The sequence below is a fragment of the Hyalangium ruber genome (genome assembly GCF_034259325.1).
Classification (GTDB): domain Bacteria; phylum Myxococcota; class Myxococcia; order Myxococcales; family Myxococcaceae; genus Hyalangium_A; species Hyalangium_A rubrum.
Genome location: NZ_JAXIVS010000012.1, coordinates 140,045 through 157,300, shown reverse-complemented (window position 1 = coordinate 157,300; position 17,256 = coordinate 140,045). Strand labels below are relative to the sequence as shown.

The following is a 17,256-nucleotide window of genomic DNA, read 5'->3' as shown; positions in this document are numbered from 1 at the left end:
TGCCTCGCCCAGGGCCGTCCCACACAGCGCGCAGGTGGGCGCGCGGGGCGGATTGTGGCCGTCACAGTTCGGGCAGACCACGGCTAGGGCGGACAGCAGGAGCTGTGACATGAGCAAAGTGACTTTAGGGGTGTGACAGCGCTGGTTTCAACAGAGACGACGCATGGCGTTGCCCCCTCTGGAGGCGACAGTTACGATTGCGTCTCCCTCTTCATGATTCGCCTCAACGACATCCTCCAGCGGGTCGCCTCGTATCACCCGGACCCTGATCTGGACATCATCAAGAAGGCGTACGTCTACTCGGCCAAGGTGCATCAGGGCCAGCTCCGCAAGTCTGGGGAGCCCTACCTGATCCATCCGCTCGAGGTCGCCGGCATCCTCGCCGAGCTCAAGCTCGACGAGGCTTCCATCGTCACGGGCCTTCTCCACGACACCATCGAAGACACCCTGGCCACCTCCGAGGAGCTCACCGAGCTGTTCGGCGCCGAGGTGGCTCAGCTCGTCGACGGTGTCACCAAGCTGTCCAAGTTCTCGGCCTCCGCCACGCTCTCCCAGGAGGAGAAGCAGGCGGAGAACTTCCGGAAGATGATCATCGCGATGGCGCAGGACATCCGCGTCATCCTGGTGAAGCTGGCCGACCGCACGCACAACATGCGGACGCTGGACCACATGTCCGAGGAGAAGCAGGCGCGCATTGCCCAGGAGACCCTGGACATCTACGCCCCGCTGGCCAACCGCCTGGGCATCAGCTGGATCAAGACCGAGCTGGAGGACCTGTCCTTCCGCTACGTCAAGCCGCAGGAGTACTTCGCGCTCCTGGAGAAGCTCGACAAGCGCAAGAAGGAGCGGGAGAAGTACATCGAGGACACCAGCACCCTCATCCGCTCCAAGATGGAGGAGCGTGGGCTGAAGGGCGATGTCAGCGGCCGCTTCAAGCACGTCTACAGCATCTACAAGAAGATCAAGTCGCAGGGCATCGAGTTCGACCAGATCCACGACATCATCGCCTTCCGCATGCTCATGCCCACCATGCCCGCCTGCTACGAGGCGCTGGGGCTGGTGCATCAGCTGTGGAAGCCGGTGCCGGGGCGCTTCAAGGACTTCATCGCGATCCCCAAGCCGAACATGTACCAGTCGCTGCACACCACGGTGATCGGCCCGCTGAGCGAGCGCGTGGAGGTGCAGATCCGCACCCCGGAGATGCACAAGATCGCCGAGGAAGGCATCGCGGCGCACTGGGCGTACAAAGAGGGCAAGGCCCTCATCTCCAAGGACGACGAGAAGTTCGCCTGGCTGCGCCAGCTCATGGAGTGGCAGCAGGACCTCAAGGACCCCAAGGAGTTCCTCGAGACGGTGAAGGTGGACCTCTTCACCGACGAGGTCTTCGTCTTCACGCCGAAGGGTGACGTGAAGAGCCTGCCGCGCGGGGCCACGCCGGTGGACTTCGCCTACGCCATCCACTCGGACGTGGGCGGCCGGTGCGTGGGCGCCAAGGTGAACGGGAAGATCGTCCCGCTGCGCTACAAGCTGAAGAACGGGGACATGGTGGAGGTGCTCACCAGCCCCCAGGCGCACCCCTCCAAGGACTGGCTCACCTTCGTCAAGACGAGCCGCGCGCAGCAGCGCATCCGCAACTTCATCAAGCAGCAGCAGCGCGACAAGAGCCTGCTGCTGGGGCGCGAGTTGGCCGAGCGCGAGCTCAAGCGCTTCCAGCTCAACCTCAACCGCCTGATGAAGAGCGGTCAGATGAAGAAGGCGGCCGAGGAGTTCGGCTACCGGATCGAAGACGACCTGCTGGTGGCCATCGGCTACGGCAAGGTGATGCCGCAGCAGCTCATTCAGCACTTCGTCCCGCAGGACAAGCTGGGCTCCGAGGAGCGTCCCGTCCCCGCCGGGGCCACCGTGAGTGACGGCAACGGCTCCTCCATGCTGCCCGGCCTGTCCAAGGTGACGGACCTGGCCAAGCGTCTGGTGGGGCGCCAGAGCCGCAGCGGCGTGCAGATCGGCGGCGTGGATGACGTGCTGGTCCGCTTCGGGCGCTGTTGCAACCCTGTCCCGGGCGACAAGATCGCCGGCTTCATCACCCGTGGGCACGGCGTCACCGTGCATACGGACAACTGCGAGAAGGCGCTCGCCACCGATCCCGAGCGGCGCGTGGACGTCACCTGGGACGTGCGCGGCGACTTCAAGCGCCCCGTCACCCTGCGCGTGCTCACCGCGGACCGGCCCGGCATGTTGTCGGACATCTCCAACACCTTCTCCAAGAAGGGCGTCAACATCTCCCAGGCGAACTGCCGCGCCACCGGGGATGACCGCGCGGTGAACACCTTCGAGGTGACGATCTCGGATCTCAAGCAGCTCAACGATCTGATCCGCGCCATCGAAGGGATCAAAGGTGTTCAATCCGTCGAGCGCATCTGAGCGCCCGGCCGGGGATTCGTGCTAGAGGCACCGGGGCCAACCGCGGCCCCACCTCCGGGGTCGCCCAACCCCCGAGGTGCCCCTCATGGCGCGCAAAGCCGTTCACTCCGACGACGCCCCCAAGGCCATCGGCCCCTACTCGCAGGCCATCCAGGTCGAGGCCGGGAAGATGACTTTCCTGTCCGGCCAGATTCCGCTGGACCCCAAGACGATGGAGATGGTCCAGGGCGACGTGGTGGCCCAGGCCGAGCGGGTGATGCTCAACCTCAAGGCCGTGCTCGCCGCCGGCGGGCTCGACTTCTCCCACGTGGTGCGCTGCACCATCTTCCTCACCGACCTGGGCGACTTCGCCAAGGTCAATGAGGTGTACGGCCGCCACTTCACCGGCGCGCCCCCCTCGCGCGCCACCGTGCAGGTGGCCGCGCTCCCCCGTGGCGCCAAGGTGGAGATCGACGCCATCGCCGTGTCCTGAAGTACCGAGGCGCTCAGGCGCTGAAAACACAGAGGCCGCCGGACCCGCTTCGGTCCGACGGCCTCAGGTGTTTCAGGGGTGGGGGAAGGACTACTTCGCGTCCTTGGCCACCGAGCCGCCCTTCTTCAGCTCCTCATCGATGACGCGCTTGAAGGCGTCCACCGGCTGAGCGCCCACCAGGGTGCGGCCGTTGATGAAGAACGTCGGGGTGCCGTTGGCGCCCACGCGCGAGCCCTCGGCGGAGTCCGCCTCGATCTGCGCGTTGAACTTGCCGCTGTCCAGGGCCGCCTTGAACTTGCCCATGTCCAGCTTCAGCTCCTCGGCGTACTTCTCGAGCGAGGCGCGATCCAGGGCGCGCTGATTGGCGAACAGCTTGTCGTGGTACTCCCAGAACTTGCCCTGCTCGTGCGCGGCCATGGCGGCGGCGGCGGCCGGCTTGGCGTTCGCGTGGAAGGGCAGGGGCTGGTGCTTGAAGGCCACCCGGATCTTGTTGCCGTACTGCTCCTCGAGCGCCTTGAGCGTGGGCACCACGCGACCGCAGAACGGGCACTCGAAGTCGGAGAAGGCCACGATGGTGACCGGGGCGTTGGCGGGGCCCTTCACCGGAGCCTTGCCCACCTCGATCTTCTGCACCGCCGGCTCGGCCGGAGCCTGCTCCGCGGCCGGAGGAGGCGCGTTGGCCGCGTTCTCCATCACCTTCGCGTAGAGGTTCTCGATCTTCACGCCGCTGGCCAGCAGCTTGTCGGCCTTGCCGATCTCCTCGTCGATCGCCTGCTTGAAGTTCTCGAAGGGCTGCGCGCCCACGAACTGACGGCCGTTGATGAAGAACGTCGGGGTGCCGTTGGCGCCCACCGCGCTACCGGCGCTGGAGTCGGCCTCCACCTGAGCGCGGAACTTGCCGCTGTCCAGGGCGGACTTGAACTTGCCCATGTCCAGCTTCAGCTCCTGGGCGTACTTCTCGAGCGAGGCGCGATCCAGGGCCTTCTGGTTGGAGAAGAGCTTGTCGTGGTACTCCCAGAACTTGCCCTGCTCGTGCGCGGCCATCGAGGCCTCGGCGGCCAGCTTCGCGTTGGCGTGGAAGGGCAGCGGCTGGTGACGGAACACCACCTTCACGTCCTTACCGTAGTTCTCCTTGATCTTCTGCAGCGTCGGCATGACGCGGCCGCAGAAGGGGCACTCGAAGTCGGACCACTCGACGATCGTCACCTTGGCGTGCTTCGGGCCGAAGGAGGGCGCGTCCGCGGGGAAGTCCACCTTGCGGTAGGCGGCCTGCTGCGGCTGGGCGGACGGGGGCGGCGCGGCGCGCGTGGAGCCCTTCTCGATGATGGAGGCGTAGACCTGCGAGGGCTTGATGCCGCCGTCCACCAGCTTCTGGGCCTTGGGCAGCTCCTCGTTGATGATCGCCTTGAAGTTGTCGATGGGCTGCGCGCCCGACAGCAGGCGGCCGTTGATGAAGAAGGCCGGGGTGCCGTTGGCGCCCAGCTGGCCGGCCAGGGCCTGGTCACGGTCGATGATCTGGTTGAACTTCGCGTTCGTCAGGTCCTTCTTCCAGCGGCCCATGTCGAGGCCGATCTCCTCGGCGTACTTCTCGAGATCCTTGTCCTCGAGCTGCTTGGCGTTGGCGAAGAGCTTGTCGTGGTACTCCCAGTACTTGCCCTGCTCACCGGCCGCCATGGCGGCGACGGCCGCGGGCTTGGCGCGCGGGTGGAAGGAGAGCGGGTTCTGCTTCATCACCACGCGGACCTTGTTGCCGTACTCCTCCTGGAGCTTCTGCACGGTGTTGTGGGCGCGCGAGCAGAACGGGCACTGGTAGTCGGAGAACTCGACGATGGTGATGAGCGCGTCGGCGCTGCCCTTGACGGGCGAGTCCTCGACGGGAACCTTGAAGACGGTCGGGTCGACCGCGCGGCCACCCTGACGCGAGGGCGCGGGAGCCGAAGGAGCCGCATCCGCGACCTTGCCCGCGGCAGCGGCAACCGAAGGGGTACCGCTCTCAGTGCTCTTGGAGGCGCTGCGGGCATTGCCCACCGCGAACCCGAGCACAATGCCCACTACCAGGGCAACGATGACGTTTGCTTTCATAGTCTCTGTTCTGCTCCTTGCGTCTCAGATCCGTACTGTGCGTGGCGGCCCCTGGCGGGGGAAAGAAGGCGGGCTAGATAACAGAGTGAAATCCGGCCACGCAAGCCGAGCCGCCGCTTCATCAGCGGCCTCTCTGCCTTCTCCAGATGCCCGGAAACAGGGCACTTTCCTCGAAAATTCCTCCTGCGCGGTCGCCCTCCGCGTGCCAGACTCGGCAGCATGGAAGCGGCCGTGCGCGTGGACACCTCGGGAGCCGCCTGCCCCGTTCCCATCTTGGAGATCGCCAAGGCGATCCGGCGGCTGCGGATAGGAACGCTGGTGGAGCTGATCTCCACCGATCGCGGCCTGGAGGCCGATCTGCCGGCCTGGTGCGAGGCCACCGGCCACACCCTCGTCCGCATGGAGCGGAGGGGGGCGAGCTACGTGGGCTGGGTGCGCAAGGCCGGTGAGCAGCAGGGTCACGGGGCGTAGTGACGCGAGCGCCCCGCGAGTTTCAAAGAATCTGCAGCACCCGGTTTTCCAGCGAGCGGCCCCGGCTCACCCCGAGGATCAGCACCCCCGTCTGGAGCAGGTGCCCCACGGTGCGGCTGATGACCTCCTCGGGCTTGTGGTTCTGGCCGTCGAAGCGCACCAACAGCACGCCGGGGGCCTCCATCTTCGCGTCCTTGACGCCCGGTAGCTGGGTCAGCTCCGGAGGGAGCACCTCGCCCCGGGCGATCTGCACGCGGAACTCGGCCTGCTGGCCGGTGAGCTCCGACATGGCCCCGGCCTGAGCGAGCGTGCCCCGGTCGAGGATGGCCGCCGCGTCGCACAGCTCCTCCAGTTCCTGGAGGTTGTGGCTGGAGACGACCACCGTCTGCTTGCCCTTCATGTCGCGGATGATCTGCCTCACCTGGGCGGCCACGCGTGGATCCAACCCGGCGGTGGGCTCGTCCAGGAGCACCAGCGGCGGCTGGCCCATGAGCGCCTGCGCCATGGCGGTGCGCTTGGCCATGCCGTGGGACAGCGCGGTGGTCTGCACGGCCCACGCCTCGGTGAGCCCCACCTTGTCGAGCGCCTCGCGGGCCTCTTTCTCGGGCTGGGGGAGCCCGGAGAGCCTCGCCCAGTAGGTCAGCAGCGTTCCCACCTGCCAGCCCGGCGGGAGGATGGCGTCCTGGGGCAGGGCGCCCAGCTTGCCCTTCAGCGCCCCTGGCGCCGTGGGCTCCACGCCCATCACCTTGAGCGTGCCGTCGCTGGGGTAGAGGAAGCCGCACATCATCGAGAAGGTGGTCGTCTTGCCGGCGCCGTTGGGGCCGATGAGGCCGTACACCTCGCCCTGCTGGACGGAGAAGGAGACGGCGTTGACGGCCACCTTCTGGCCGAAGCGCTTGGTCACCTGGAACAGTTCGATCGCGGGCTGGCTCACAGGTCCCTCGCGCGCAGGATGGCGTAGGCGCCGCCCAGGAAGACCAGCGTGAAGACCGCGTAGGCCAGCCCGCTGACGCCGAACTCGCTCGGATCGGAGCTCAGCAGGTTCGACGAATAGAAGGAGGGGCTCAGGTAGCGGATGTAGCGCACGGCGCTGGTGGCGAAGCCGCCCGCGAAGTCCATCAACCAGAAGATGAACAGCAGGATGAAGTTGAAGACCAGGCTCACCGCCGAGCTGCGCTCGACGCTGGAGCAGAACGTGGTCAGCGCCACGTACGCCAGCGAGAACACGGTGGTGGCTCCCCACACCTTCAGCAGGTTGAGCAGCAGCGAGGAGAAGGTGAAGCCCGGAGTGGTGATCTTCGCGTAGACGAAGATGCCGAGGTCGATGATGAGCACCAGCCCCAGCAGCAGCGTGGCCTGCACCAGGAACTTGCCGATCAGCAGCGCGGACAGGCGCGCGCGCAGGGTGAGGTAGCGGATGGAGCGCGTGCCCACCTCTCCGCTGATCTGATCGAACCCCATCAGCGCCACGTACGCCGGCAGGAAGAAGAGGTTGACCTTGAAGACCACCAGGACGATGGGGGGCATGTCCGTCAGCCCCTGCAGGTCCGGGTTTCCCTGGGTCACCTGGGAGAAGAAGGCGCCCACCACCACGAGGACGAACGCGGCGAACAGGGTGTAGAGGCCCAGGAGCACCACCGCGCGCCCGCTGCGCACGGATCGGCGCGTCTCGGCGCCCCAGATCACCGCGATTTCTTTCAAGACGTTCAAAGTGCGGCGCACCCTAGTCAAATCCCGGGGGGGCGAGCCAGTTTCCACCGCTTGGAGAGCAGTCGAGGGAGCGGACGTGGACAGGCTCCGCCAAGTCTCTAGTATCGGCCTTGCCTGATGCCTCACGCCCGCCACCTCCTCGCCGCGCTGCTCCTTCCCCTCGCTCTCCTGCTCGGAGCGATGGGCACCGCCTCGGACTCTTCCCAGGTCCTCGACGCCACCGATGCGGGGCTGTCAGACGCTGGAACCGGGGCGGACGCGGGGACCGAAGCCCCGGACGCTGGGACCGAGCTGCTGGGGCTGCTGCCGCCCGTGCCGGTCCCCTCGCGCCAGGACGCGCCCCCCATCACTCGCATGCGGACCCTGACCCGCAAGGAGGACTTGCTGGCCCAGGCCCGGGTGAACAAGCAGGGGCGCCTCGTCGTGTCGAGCAAGCAGGGCGAGCAGACGCTTACGGTGGATCCGCTGCTCCAGGGGCAGTTGACCCGCATCATGCAGGACTACCAGGTGCCCTATGGCGCCGCCGTGGTCATCGAGCCTTCCTCGGGGCGGGTGCTGGCGCTGGCGGAGCACTCCCAGGCCCAGCCCGGCATGCGCGGGCTGACGACGCGCGCGGTGTTCCCGGCCGCCAGCATCTTCAAGATCGTCACCGGCGGCGCGCTCCTGGAGGCTGGGGTGTCTCCGGACGAGGAGGCCTGCTTCCACGGCGGCAAGCGGCGGCTCACCGAGCGGCTCCTGGAGGACAGCGAGCGCGATGGGGACTGCTACTCGCTGTCGTCCGCCATGGGGAAGAGCGCCAACGTCGTCTTCGCCAAGCTCACCCAGAAGTACCTGTCCGCCGACGCGCTGCGCCGCATGGCCGCGCGCATGCGCTTCAACCGGCCCATCCCGTTCCCCATCCCCACGGACATCTCCCTGGCCTCCATCCCCGAGGAGAGCTTCGAGCTGGCCAACACCGGCGCGGGCTTCGGGGACGTGTTCCTCTCGCCGCTGCATGGCGCCGCGCTCGCCGCCGCCTCCGCCACCGGGGTGTGGCGCGATCCCGTCCTCTTCGAGCCCTCGCCCGTCGCCGAGTTCACGCCCGAGGTGACTCCACCCGCTCCCGAGCAGGTGCTGTCGCCCGAGGTGAAGCGCGCCATGGCCAACATGCTCGAGGAGACCGTCACCCGGGGCACCGCGCGCCGCATCTTCCGGGAGCGGGCCTTCCGCGTGGAGGGTGCCGTGGGGAAGACCGGCACGCTGGCCGACAAGAACCCCTTCCGCGACTACTCGTGGTTCGTGGGCTACGCGCCCAAGGACAACCCCCGCGTGGCGGTGGCGGCCCTCATCGTCAATGATCCGCTCTGGCGCATCCGTGCCACGTGGCTCGGGCGCGAGGCCATGCGTCTGGCCCTGGAGCGGGTGCCCGTGCCGTTCCCGATCCCGGCCGCCGTGGCCGAGACGGCCAGCCCGCCGTCCCCCGCGCCCACGGACGCGCCGCCTCCCACCCAGCAGGTGTCAGGGGAGGAGGGTGGGGTGGAGGAGCCGACGCTCGAGGATGCCCCGCTGAGCCTGCCGGCGACGGCCACGGGGCTCCCCGCGCCTCCGTGAAGGGGCAGCTCAGCGCGGGGTGAGCTTCACGAAGCCGCTGTCCACGAAGCCCTGGAAGTACTTCAGCGCGTCCAGCTCGTGCAGCGGCGACACACGCACGATGGCGGCCACGTCCCGCTTGCCGTCGATGCGCGACAGCAGATAGCGCTCCGGCGCGGTGAGCTGCATCGTCTTGAGCTTCGCCGAGGGCACCTGCAGCGAGGGCACCTGCGGCGGATCCATCAGCACCCAGCGCAGCGAGTCCAACAGGCCCGTCTCCGCCTGCTTCAGCAGCGCCGCCGTCTCCGGCGAGGGGGCCAGCTCGTGCGCCCGGCGCGCCAGCGCCTCGCCGTCCCGGTAGTTGCTCATGTCCAGGAACATGCGCGCCGCCTGAATCACCTCGTCCGCGGGCGACTCCGAGCCGATGATCTGCGGCTCCGACTTCGGAGGCGCGCGCACTGGCTCGGGCGGCGCGACGGGCTCCTCGCGCACCTTCACCGCGTCCTGGCGGTAGAGCGCATAGAGCCGCTGGTAGAGGTAGAAGTCCGAGGCGTGCAGCGCCAGGGCCATCTCGTCGATCGTCATGCCCTCCTTGATGTGGGCGACGATCCGATCGTCCAGGCCTCCGGACTGACGCTGCTCGGGCAGCCGGCGCTCATCCACCGTCAGCCGCGCCTGCCCCGAGGGGAACACCGCCCGGATGGCCTGCCACGCCGTCTCCCGGAACTCGCCCTCGCGGTGGACGTCCAGCAGGTCCACCCGGATGTCCAAGCCCTCGACGCTGGGCGGCGCCTCCACCGTGTCGAACTGGAACTCACCGTCCGACCACTGGAAGGCATCCAGCAGCATCTCCCGGAACTTGAGGCTGAGCATGTTGTGGACGGTGGGCTCCGGCACCAGCCCCTTCATCACCAACACCTTGCCCAGCAGGATGTCCGTGGCGCGCTGCGTCTCGAACGCCTTGCCGAGCTGATCCTCGGTCAGGTGCCCCATGTTGATGAGGAACTGGCCCAGGAACTCGCGCGGCTGGTTGGAGCTGGCGCTGATGACGCACCCCTCTCCAACCGTCATCTCCTTGAAGACGCCGCCCCGCTGGACCCTGAGGATGCCGGATATCCGACGGTTCCCAAGGTAGCTGACGACGTCCTTGAGGGGCATCGTCGCGAAGTCTCCTGACAGGCCGTGCATCGCTGAGCATCCTGCAACGCCATGAAGGTCGATATCTACTCGAAACCCGCCTGCTCCCTGTGCGACGAGGCGATCGCCGTGGTGGAGCGTGTACGTGCTCGTATCCCCTTCGAGCTGAGGATCATCAGCATTCTGGAGGATCCAGCGGCCCTGCAGGCGTGGCGCTACGACATCCCCGTGGTCTTCATCAATGACGAGCTGGCCTTCAAACACCGGGTGGAGGAGGCCGCCGTGGAGGCCTGGCTGCTGAGGGGCAAGGATGGCACAGGGGTTGCTCCTCAAGGCTCCCGAGAAGAGTAAAGCAGTACCCTTCTCCTGGAACTTCAAGGGGATGGACAGGGTGGGGCGGCGGGTAGGGCTGTAAATCTGGGGGAGCCGGCGGGGGCCAGGGTGGGGAAGAAAGTTCTGAACCAGGGGAGGAGGACGGAGCAGTGGGGTTGAAGCGCAAGCACGGTGGGAAAGCGGGGCTTCAGCCGACCGTCCTTCTGGTGGAGCCGCGGGCCGACGAGTTGGAGCGGACGCGGGCACTGCTGGCCGAGGGCGGGTTCCGGGTGGTGCCGCTCACGCGCTTCGACGCGGCCGCGCCGCTGTTCGAGGTCATCCGGCCCGATGCGGTGGTGCTCGCCGCCCAGGGCCCGGACTTCGCGGCGGTGGCGACGGTGCGCAGGCTGCGCCAGCTCGGCGGCAGCACGGTGCCGCTGCTCTATATGGTGGATCCGAACGAGCCGGAGGCCTGGCGCCACTGCCTGGAGAAGGGGCAGTGCGTGGACATGGTGTCGCGCTCGGTCTCGGGGGCGGAGCTGGCGCTCAAGCTGCATTCGCAGCTGCGGCTGCGCGCCGCGGTGCTGCGCGCCGCCGAGGGCGCGGACACGGGCACCGCGCTGGTGCTGCATGATCCGCTCACGGGCCTCTACAACAAGGCGTTCTTCATGGCGATGATCGGCCAGGAGACGCGGCGGGCGGAGCGCTATGGCGGAGGCTTCTCCGTGGTGACGTGCGCGCCGCAAAACTTCCGGGCCGTGCGAAAGCAGCACGGGGCGGCCATGGCGGACCGGCTGCTGGTCTACACCGCGGTCGTGCTGGGACAGACGGTGCGGGAGTCGGACGTGGTGGCGCGAGTGTCGGATGGCGAGTTCGCCATGATGTTGCCGGGCACGGCGGCCGAGGCGATGCCGACGGTGTTGGAGCGCGTCTCGGCGCGCTTCGAGCTGGCGCGCTTCCAGGTGGAGGGCAAGGTGCTGCGCACCTCGCTGATGCTGGGAGCGGTGAGTTTTCCGGATGTGGTGGGGGCGCCGACGGTGCTGTTGAAGGCGGCGCTCGAGGAGATGCGCCGGTCGCGCGAGGTGCGCCGGCCGGACTTCGGCGTGAGTCGGATATCGGTGTGAGTGGGGTGGCACGCGGCGAGTCGCGGTGACACCTTCTTCGGTACGGGCGAGGGGAGACGTGGGGATGGATCGGATCGCGGTGCTGGTGGTGGACGACGAGGAGTCGGTGCGGACGTTCCTGGCGGAGCTGCTGGGGAACGCGGGATACCAGGTGCGGTGCGCGGGCAATGGGGCGCAGGCGCTGGAGATGTTGGAGGGGGGCTCGTTCGACGCGGTGCTGCTGGATGTGGTGATGCCGGAGATGAGCGGTCTGGAGGTCCTGCGGCGCTACCGGAGCACGGGTGGCTCGGCGCCCGTCATCGTCCTGTCGGCCCTGGCGGGCGCGGACGACGCGGTGCGGGCGATGAAGATGGGCGCCAGCGACTACCTCTCCAAGCCGTTCAGCAATGACGAGCTGGAGGATGTGCTGGCCCGTGCGCTGGGCACTCGCGCTCCTTCCCGGCAGGCCGCCGCGCCGGGGCCGTCCCTGGCGGCGCCGCAGGTCCTGGAGAGCCCGAGCGAGGCGCGGGTGCTCATCTCCACCTCGCCGGCGATGCGCCGGGCGCGCGCGCTGGTGGAGCGCATCGCCGACACGGATGTGCCGGTGCTGCTGCTGGGCGAGTCCGGAACGGGCAAGGAAGTCATCGCCCGGGAGATCCACGCGCGCAGCCAGCGTCGCAACCGGCCCTTCATCAAGGTGAACTGCGCGGCGCTGCCCGGCGAGCTGCTGGAGAGCGAGCTGTTCGGCCACGAGCGGGGCGCCTTCACCGGCGCGACGGCGGAGAAGCCGGGCAAGTTCGAGCTGGCCGACCAGGGCACCATCTTCCTGGATGAGATTGGCGAGATGGCGATCCGCCTCCAGGCCAAGCTGCTCCAGGTGCTGCAGGACGAGGAGTTCTTCCGCGTCGGCGGCAAGAAGAGCGTGCGCGTGGACAGCCGCGTGGTGGTGGCCACCAACCGCGATCTCGAGAAGGAGATCGCGCTGGGCAACTTCCGCGAGGACCTCTACTACCGCCTCAACGTGGTGGCCATCCGCCTGCCGGCGCTGCGCGAGCGCATGGAGGATGTGGTGCCGCTGACGGATCACTTCCTCAAGAAGTACGGGCGCAACTTCATCCACGGCGTGGCCGAGCTGCCCTCCGAGGTGCTCAAGGCCTTCACCGAGTACGACTGGCCGGGCAACGTGCGCGAGCTGGAGAACATGGTGCGCCGGCTCTGCGTGCTGAAGGACCCGACGATGGTGCTGGACGAGCTGCGCGCGGGCCGCGCTCCGGCCAGCGCTCCGTCGCTGCCCACCTCGTACGCGGGTGGGGAAGAGGTGGCGCCGCCGCCCTCGCGGCCCGTGGAGCCCGAGCCGGTGCGGCCGCCCGTTACCTCCTCGGTGCAGGTGCTGGAGATGCCGCCTCGGGGTGGGGCGCCCGTGGTGCCGACGATGGACGTGCCGCTCAACCAGATGTCTCCGCGCTACGCCAACCCGTTCGACATTCCGCAGCCTCCGCCGCCGCCTCCGAGCGTGCCGCTGGGGGAGATGTCGCTCAAGGACATCGGCAAGCGGGCGGCGATGCTGGCCGAGCGCGAGGCGATCCTCGCCATGCTCCAGCGCACCGCCTGGAACAAGCGCAAGGCGGCCGGAAAGCTGCGCATCAGCTACAAGGCGCTGCTCTACAAGATCAAGGAGTGCGGCATCGTCGACCCGCGCGCCAGCGCGGAGTTCTGAGCCCTGGGCTGGGTCCCCAGATACCCGGACTTTTCGAGGGGACCTTTCCTCGTGCGCGAAGCTGAGGGAATCCCTCAGCCCCGCGCTGCGGTGTGAACACTTATTAGCGAGACTTGCGGCGGAGGCCAGCTCCCAAGGGGGGCTGGCTTTTCAGCCCGTCTCTTGCCTGTCAGGCTATTCGTGTGGCCGCGCTGTGGGTCGGGCGCGCGGCCCCTCGATGAGAGGCAACGGATGTCACACAAGCTGCTCGCGGCGTTCAACGAGGGCGTCAACCGCTCCATGTCCGGGGATCACCCCTCCGCCATCCAGGCCTTCGACAAGGTGCTGGGCGAGGATCCTCGTCACTCTCCGGCGCTGAGCGCCAAGGGGTTCTCCCTGGCCCGGCTGGGGCGGCCGGCGGAGGCGCTGCGGTGCTTCGAGCGCGCCATCGAGCTGGACCCGACCCTCGCGGACAACTACCGCAACGCCGCGCTCTGCCAGCTCGACCTGGACGAGCCCGAGGCGGCCTCCACGCTGCTGGAGCGCGCCTTCCAGCTCAACCCCGAGCCCCCGTACCGGGAGGCCGCGGCGGTCGAGATCTTCACCCTCGGGCAGGCGCTGCTGGCGCGGGGCTCGCGCCGGGCGGACAAGGCGCGCTACCGGCACGCCCGCCATGCCTTCGAGCTGGCGCTCGAGTACCACCCTGGCTTCATCGAGGCGGCGAGGGCGCTGGCGGACGTCTGGTCGCACCTCGGGGATGCCGAGCGCAGCAGCCACTACGCGCACCTGGCTGCCCGGCTGCGCCCCGCGGGCTGAGCGGCGCGGGAGGCGGTGGTTACCCTCTGGGTGACCCTTCTCCCGCCCGGAGCCTGTGAATGATCGTGATGCTGGAGCCGGACTCCTCCGAGTCCGCGGTGAACGCGGTTCTGCAGGTCGCCGCGCAGTACAAGGGGCTCACCCCGCGCACGCACCGCATCGAGGGGGCCGAGTACACGGTCACCGAGATCTACCTGCTGGGGCCCACGGCCCAGGTTCCCTCCGAGCCCTTCGAGCAGATTCCGGGCGTGCGCCAGGTGGTGCGCGTGTCCGAGAAGTACCGCGTCATCGGCCGCCACGGCGGCAAGCGGCAGACGCAGGTGGGCTTCGAGTACAACGGCGTCACCTTCGATGAGCGGAGCGTGAACCTGTTCGCGGGCCTGTGCGCGGTGGACACCCGCGAGAGCGTGGACGCGATGATGGGGGCGCTGGCCCGCTGTGGCATCCGCACCACGCGCATGGGCGCGTACAAGCCGCGCACCAGCCCCTATGAGTTCCAGGGGCTCGGCGCGGCGTGCCTGCCGTGGGTGTTTGAGCTGGCCGGCAAACACGGCATCAAGGTCGTGGCGATGGAGGTGACCAACGCCCGCCACATCGATGAGATCCGCGAGGCGCTGGAGGCGTCCGGAAACGCCACCGGGGTCATGCTGCAGGTGGGCACGCGCAACGCGCAGAACTTCGAGCTGCTCAAGCAGGTGGGCCAGCAGCGGGTGTTCCCGGTGCTGTTCAAGCGCGGCATGGGCATTACCCTGGAGGAGTCGCTCAACGCCTGTGAGTACGTGGCGAGCGAGGGCAACCCGAAGATCGTCTTCTGCCTGCGCGGGGTAAAGACGCACCTGGGGGACCCGCACCGGAACATGGTGGACTTCGCGCATGTGTCCGTGGTGCGCCGGCTCACGCGGCTGCCGGTGTGCGTGGACCCTTCTCACGCCATCGGTCGCGCGGAGGCGGGGCCGGATGGGCTGCCGGACATCTTCCACGCCATCGGCCAGGGGTTGATCGCTGGCGCGTCCATGGTGTTGGTGGACTTCCACCCGTACCCGGAGCAGGCGCTGTGCGACGGGCCTCAGGCGCTGCGGTTGGAGCAGCTGCCCGCGCTGCAGAGCTACGCGCGCATCATCCGCGAGGCGTACGAGCAGGCCGTGCGCAACGGGGACGGGCTGCGCGCTCAGCCGGCGACGCGGTAGCTGCCCAGCACCCGGAACGAGCGGCAGGAGCGCGCCGCCTCGTCGAGGGCTTCGGCCATGGCGGGTTCCTCGCGGGAACCCGCGACGTCCAGACAGAAGACGTACTCGCCTGGGCGCTTCAGGGGGCGGGGCTCCAGCCGCTGCACGCCGAGGCCTCGCGTGGCGAACGCGCCCAGGACGCGGTAGAGCGCCCCGGGGACGTTCTCCATGGTGAGCGCCAGCGCTGTCTTGCTTCGAGGGCCCTGTTGCGCGGGAACGGCGGACATCGCGACGAAGCGGGTGTGGTTGTCCGGCGCGTCCTCGATGCCCTCCTGGAGCACCGTGAGGCCATAGAGCCCCGCCGCGGTCCGGCTGGCGATGGCGGCGGTGCGGGGAGGGCGCTGCTCCGCCACCCGCCTCGCGCTGCCCGCCGTGTCCGCCTCCGCCACGGGGGTGATGCCGCGCTGGCGCAGGAAGCCAGCGCACTGGGCCAGGGCCTGGGGGTGTGAGAGGGCGCGTTCGACGTCCGCCAGCGCCGTCCCCGCCGGCGCGAGGAGGCAGTGGTGGATGGGCAGCGAGAGCTCGCCGGTGATGGACAGCGGGAACTCCAGCAGCAGGTCCACGTTCTCCGTGACCGAGCCGGCGATGGAGTTCTCCACCGGCACCACGCCGCCATCCACCCGGCCCTGGGCCACGGCTTCGAAGACGGCGCGGAAGGAGGAGAGGGGGACGGCTTCCCCCGTGGGGCCGAAGAGGGCGTTGGTGGCCTCCTCGCCGTAGGCGCCACGCTCGCCCTGGAAGGCGATCCGGAGCCTACTCACGAGGAGACTCCGCGCGTGGATAGGTGCCGAGCAGGAGCATGGAGGAGGTAAGGGGCTCGAGGTCCTTGAGCGCCGCGACGAGAGGGGCGGAGGCCGCGTGGCCCTCCACGTCCAGATAAAAGCGGTAGCGCCAGGGCTCGCCCGGGACGGGGCGGGACTCCAGCTTGGCGAGGTTCACTCCGCGATGGGCCAGTTGCATCAGCACCTGCCCGAGCGTGCCGGGGCGGTGCTCCAGCACCACCATCAGCGACGTCTTGCAGGGCACGTCCGGAGGAACGGGCGCGGCCTCGCGGGCAATCTCCACGAAGCGCGTGTAGTCGCCGGAGGCGGTCTGGATGTCGCGCGCCAGCACCACCAGCCCGAAGCGCTGGGCGGCTGACTCGCTGGCGATGGCGGCTACGGTGGGATCGTTCAGCTCGCGCACCTTGAGGGCCGCGCCGCTGGTGTCGAACTCGGGCAGGGGGCGGATCCACGGCATCTTGCGCAGGAAGGTGTCGCACTGCGCGATGGCCTGCGGGTGGGACAGCACGGTGCGCAGGTCTTCGAGCTTCGCTCCAGGCAGGCCGAGCAACCGATGGTCCACCTGGCTCACCAGCTCGCCAGTAATGACGGCGCGGCCCTCGGCGAGCAGGTCGTAGGTTTCGTTCATGCTGCCCGCGGAGGTGTTCTCGATGGGGAGCAGGGCGAGGTCGAGTTCGCCTCGGCGCAGGGCCTCCAACACCTCGCGGCCCGTCTCGAAGCCGGAGAGGAGCACGCCGCCGGGACGGCCCGCGTAGCGCTGGCGCGCGGCGAGGTGGCTGTAAGAGCCCTCGATGCCGGGGTAGCCCACCCGGAGGGGGGTGGTGTCGAGCCGGTGGATGAGCGCCTGCTGCCGGGCGACGGACATGTCCATGATGAGCCGGTAGATGCGCTCGAGCTCATGGGGATCCAGGCCCCGGGACGCGGCGGCCTCGCGCACCTTGCGGAGCACGAGGTCCTCGCGGCGAGGGTCCCGGAGAGGGGAGGCCGCAGCTAGCTTGGTCTTGGCGATGTCGTCCGCGAGATCCATCCGCCGCCGGAGGGCGTCGAGGATCTCATCATCGATACGCTCGATGGCTTTTCGGAGGGTTTCGAGGTCCGGAAGGTCCGCCATAAGGGGAGCCTTACTATAGCCACGGGAGAGTCATCGCGCTGTCGGCGGTTCCGAGGTGGGCTGCCGGACTGTGTCGTAGGCAGGGTAATAGCAAGAGCCTCTCCACGCGTATTCATCATCGTTACACGGAGGCTGCACATCGGATGCGAGTCGTTTCCAACATCCACCATTGATGGCCACCTCCCTGGATTGACATTTCCCAGCGCTGTTTGGTCGGCGTTGCCCAGGCAAAGGCTTGGGGGGCAGGTCCAGAGCAATGCTGGACCAGCCTTGTAGGGGCGCGCTCTCCTTCACAGGGCGCGTTTCCAGCGTCAGCACCAACACGGCGATGCCCGCGCTCAGCCGGGG

15 protein-coding genes are annotated in these 17,256 nt (G+C 68.5%); 9 read left to right on the top strand and 6 right to left on the bottom strand.

What is annotated here, in order from left to right; genetic code table 11:
* The first annotated feature begins 213 nt into the window (after window positions 1-213).
* Both SYV04_RS30545 and SYV04_RS30540 read left to right on the top strand, forming a co-directional pair.
* Window positions 214-2,421, top strand: coding sequence for a RelA/SpoT family protein (locus SYV04_RS30545; RefSeq protein WP_321549487.1), 2,208 nt, complete (start codon window positions 214-216; stop codon window positions 2,419-2,421).
* A gap of 76 nt (window positions 2,422-2,497) precedes the next feature.
* A complete protein-coding gene (locus tag SYV04_RS30540) occupies window positions 2,498-2,893 on the top strand; it encodes a RidA family protein (RefSeq protein WP_321549486.1) in 396 nt (131 codons plus the stop codon).
* Window positions 2,894-2,983: 90 nt separating this feature from the next.
* On the opposite strand, the gene SYV04_RS30535 is transcribed toward SYV04_RS30540, so the two are convergent.
* A complete protein-coding gene (locus SYV04_RS30535) occupies window positions 2,984-4,975 on the bottom strand; it encodes a DsbA family protein (RefSeq protein WP_321549485.1) in 1,992 nt (663 codons plus the stop codon).
* 219 nt (window positions 4,976-5,194) lie between these two features.
* Here SYV04_RS30535 and SYV04_RS30530 point away from each other — a divergent pair, with 219 nt between their 5' ends.
* Window positions 5,195-5,446 carry a sulfurtransferase TusA family protein gene (locus tag SYV04_RS30530; RefSeq protein ID WP_321549484.1) on the top strand — a complete coding sequence of 84 codons (252 nt, stop codon included), beginning with the start codon at window positions 5,195-5,197 and terminating at the stop codon, window positions 5,444-5,446.
* Between the two features lie 22 nt (window positions 5,447-5,468).
* On the opposite strand, the gene SYV04_RS30525 is transcribed toward SYV04_RS30530, so the two are convergent.
* Both SYV04_RS30525 and SYV04_RS30520 read right to left on the bottom strand, forming a co-directional pair.
* Window positions 5,469-6,380, bottom strand: coding sequence for an ABC transporter ATP-binding protein (locus SYV04_RS30525; RefSeq protein WP_321549483.1), 912 nt, complete (start codon window positions 6,378-6,380; stop codon window positions 5,469-5,471).
* A complete protein-coding gene (locus tag SYV04_RS30520) occupies window positions 6,377-7,168 on the bottom strand; it encodes an ABC transporter permease (RefSeq protein ID WP_321549482.1) in 792 nt (263 codons plus the stop codon). The genes SYV04_RS30525 and SYV04_RS30520 overlap by 4 nt, the downstream gene beginning before the upstream one ends.
* Before the next feature lie 105 nt (window positions 7,169-7,273).
* On the opposite strand from SYV04_RS30520, the gene SYV04_RS30515 reads away from it, so the two are divergent.
* Window positions 7,274-8,746, top strand: coding sequence for a penicillin-binding transpeptidase domain-containing protein (locus SYV04_RS30515; protein ID WP_321549481.1), 1,473 nt, complete (start codon window positions 7,274-7,276; stop codon window positions 8,744-8,746).
* Between the two features lie 9 nt (window positions 8,747-8,755).
* On the opposite strand, the gene SYV04_RS30510 is transcribed toward SYV04_RS30515, so the two are convergent.
* On the bottom strand, window positions 8,756-9,913 hold the full coding sequence (locus tag SYV04_RS30510; protein ID WP_321549480.1) for a DUF4388 domain-containing protein: 1,158 nt from the start codon (window positions 9,911-9,913) through the stop codon (window positions 8,756-8,758).
* A gap of 21 nt (window positions 9,914-9,934) precedes the next feature.
* On the opposite strand from SYV04_RS30510, the gene SYV04_RS30505 reads away from it, so the two are divergent.
* From SYV04_RS30505 to SYV04_RS30485, 5 genes are all read left to right on the top strand, one after another.
* Window positions 9,935-10,213, top strand: coding sequence for a glutaredoxin family protein (locus SYV04_RS30505; RefSeq protein ID WP_321549479.1), 279 nt, complete (start codon window positions 9,935-9,937; stop codon window positions 10,211-10,213).
* Window positions 10,214-10,344: 131 nt separating this feature from the next.
* Window positions 10,345-11,298, top strand: a complete 954-nt coding sequence (locus tag SYV04_RS30500; RefSeq protein WP_321549478.1) for a GGDEF domain-containing protein — start codon at window positions 10,345-10,347, stop codon at window positions 11,296-11,298.
* 64 nt (window positions 11,299-11,362) lie between these two features.
* Window positions 11,363-12,994, top strand: coding sequence for a sigma-54-dependent transcriptional regulator (locus SYV04_RS30495; RefSeq protein WP_321549477.1), 1,632 nt, complete (start codon window positions 11,363-11,365; stop codon window positions 12,992-12,994).
* 231 nt (window positions 12,995-13,225) lie between these two features.
* Window positions 13,226-13,789: a tetratricopeptide repeat protein gene (locus SYV04_RS30490; protein ID WP_321549476.1), complete on the top strand. Its 564-nt coding sequence runs from the start codon at window positions 13,226-13,228 to the stop codon at window positions 13,787-13,789.
* A gap of 59 nt (window positions 13,790-13,848) precedes the next feature.
* The gene (locus SYV04_RS30485) at window positions 13,849-14,976 is read left to right on the top strand and encodes a 3-deoxy-7-phosphoheptulonate synthase (RefSeq protein WP_321549475.1); all 1,128 of its coding nucleotides are present in this window, start codon (window positions 13,849-13,851) and stop codon (window positions 14,974-14,976) included.
* On the opposite strand, the gene pheA is transcribed toward SYV04_RS30485, so the two are convergent.
* Together pheA and SYV04_RS30475 are read right to left on the bottom strand one after the other, a co-directional pair.
* Window positions 14,958-15,776: a prephenate dehydratase gene (gene pheA, locus SYV04_RS30480; RefSeq protein ID WP_321549474.1), complete on the bottom strand. Its 819-nt coding sequence runs from the start codon at window positions 15,774-15,776 to the stop codon at window positions 14,958-14,960. The two genes, SYV04_RS30485 and pheA, sit on opposite strands and share 19 nt — an antisense overlap.
* A complete protein-coding gene (locus tag SYV04_RS30475; RefSeq protein WP_321549473.1) occupies window positions 15,769-16,908 on the bottom strand; it encodes a bifunctional chorismate mutase/prephenate dehydratase in 1,140 nt (379 codons plus the stop codon). Before SYV04_RS30475 ends, pheA begins: the two co-directional genes overlap by 8 nt.
* Window positions 16,909-17,256: the final 348 nt, after the last annotated feature.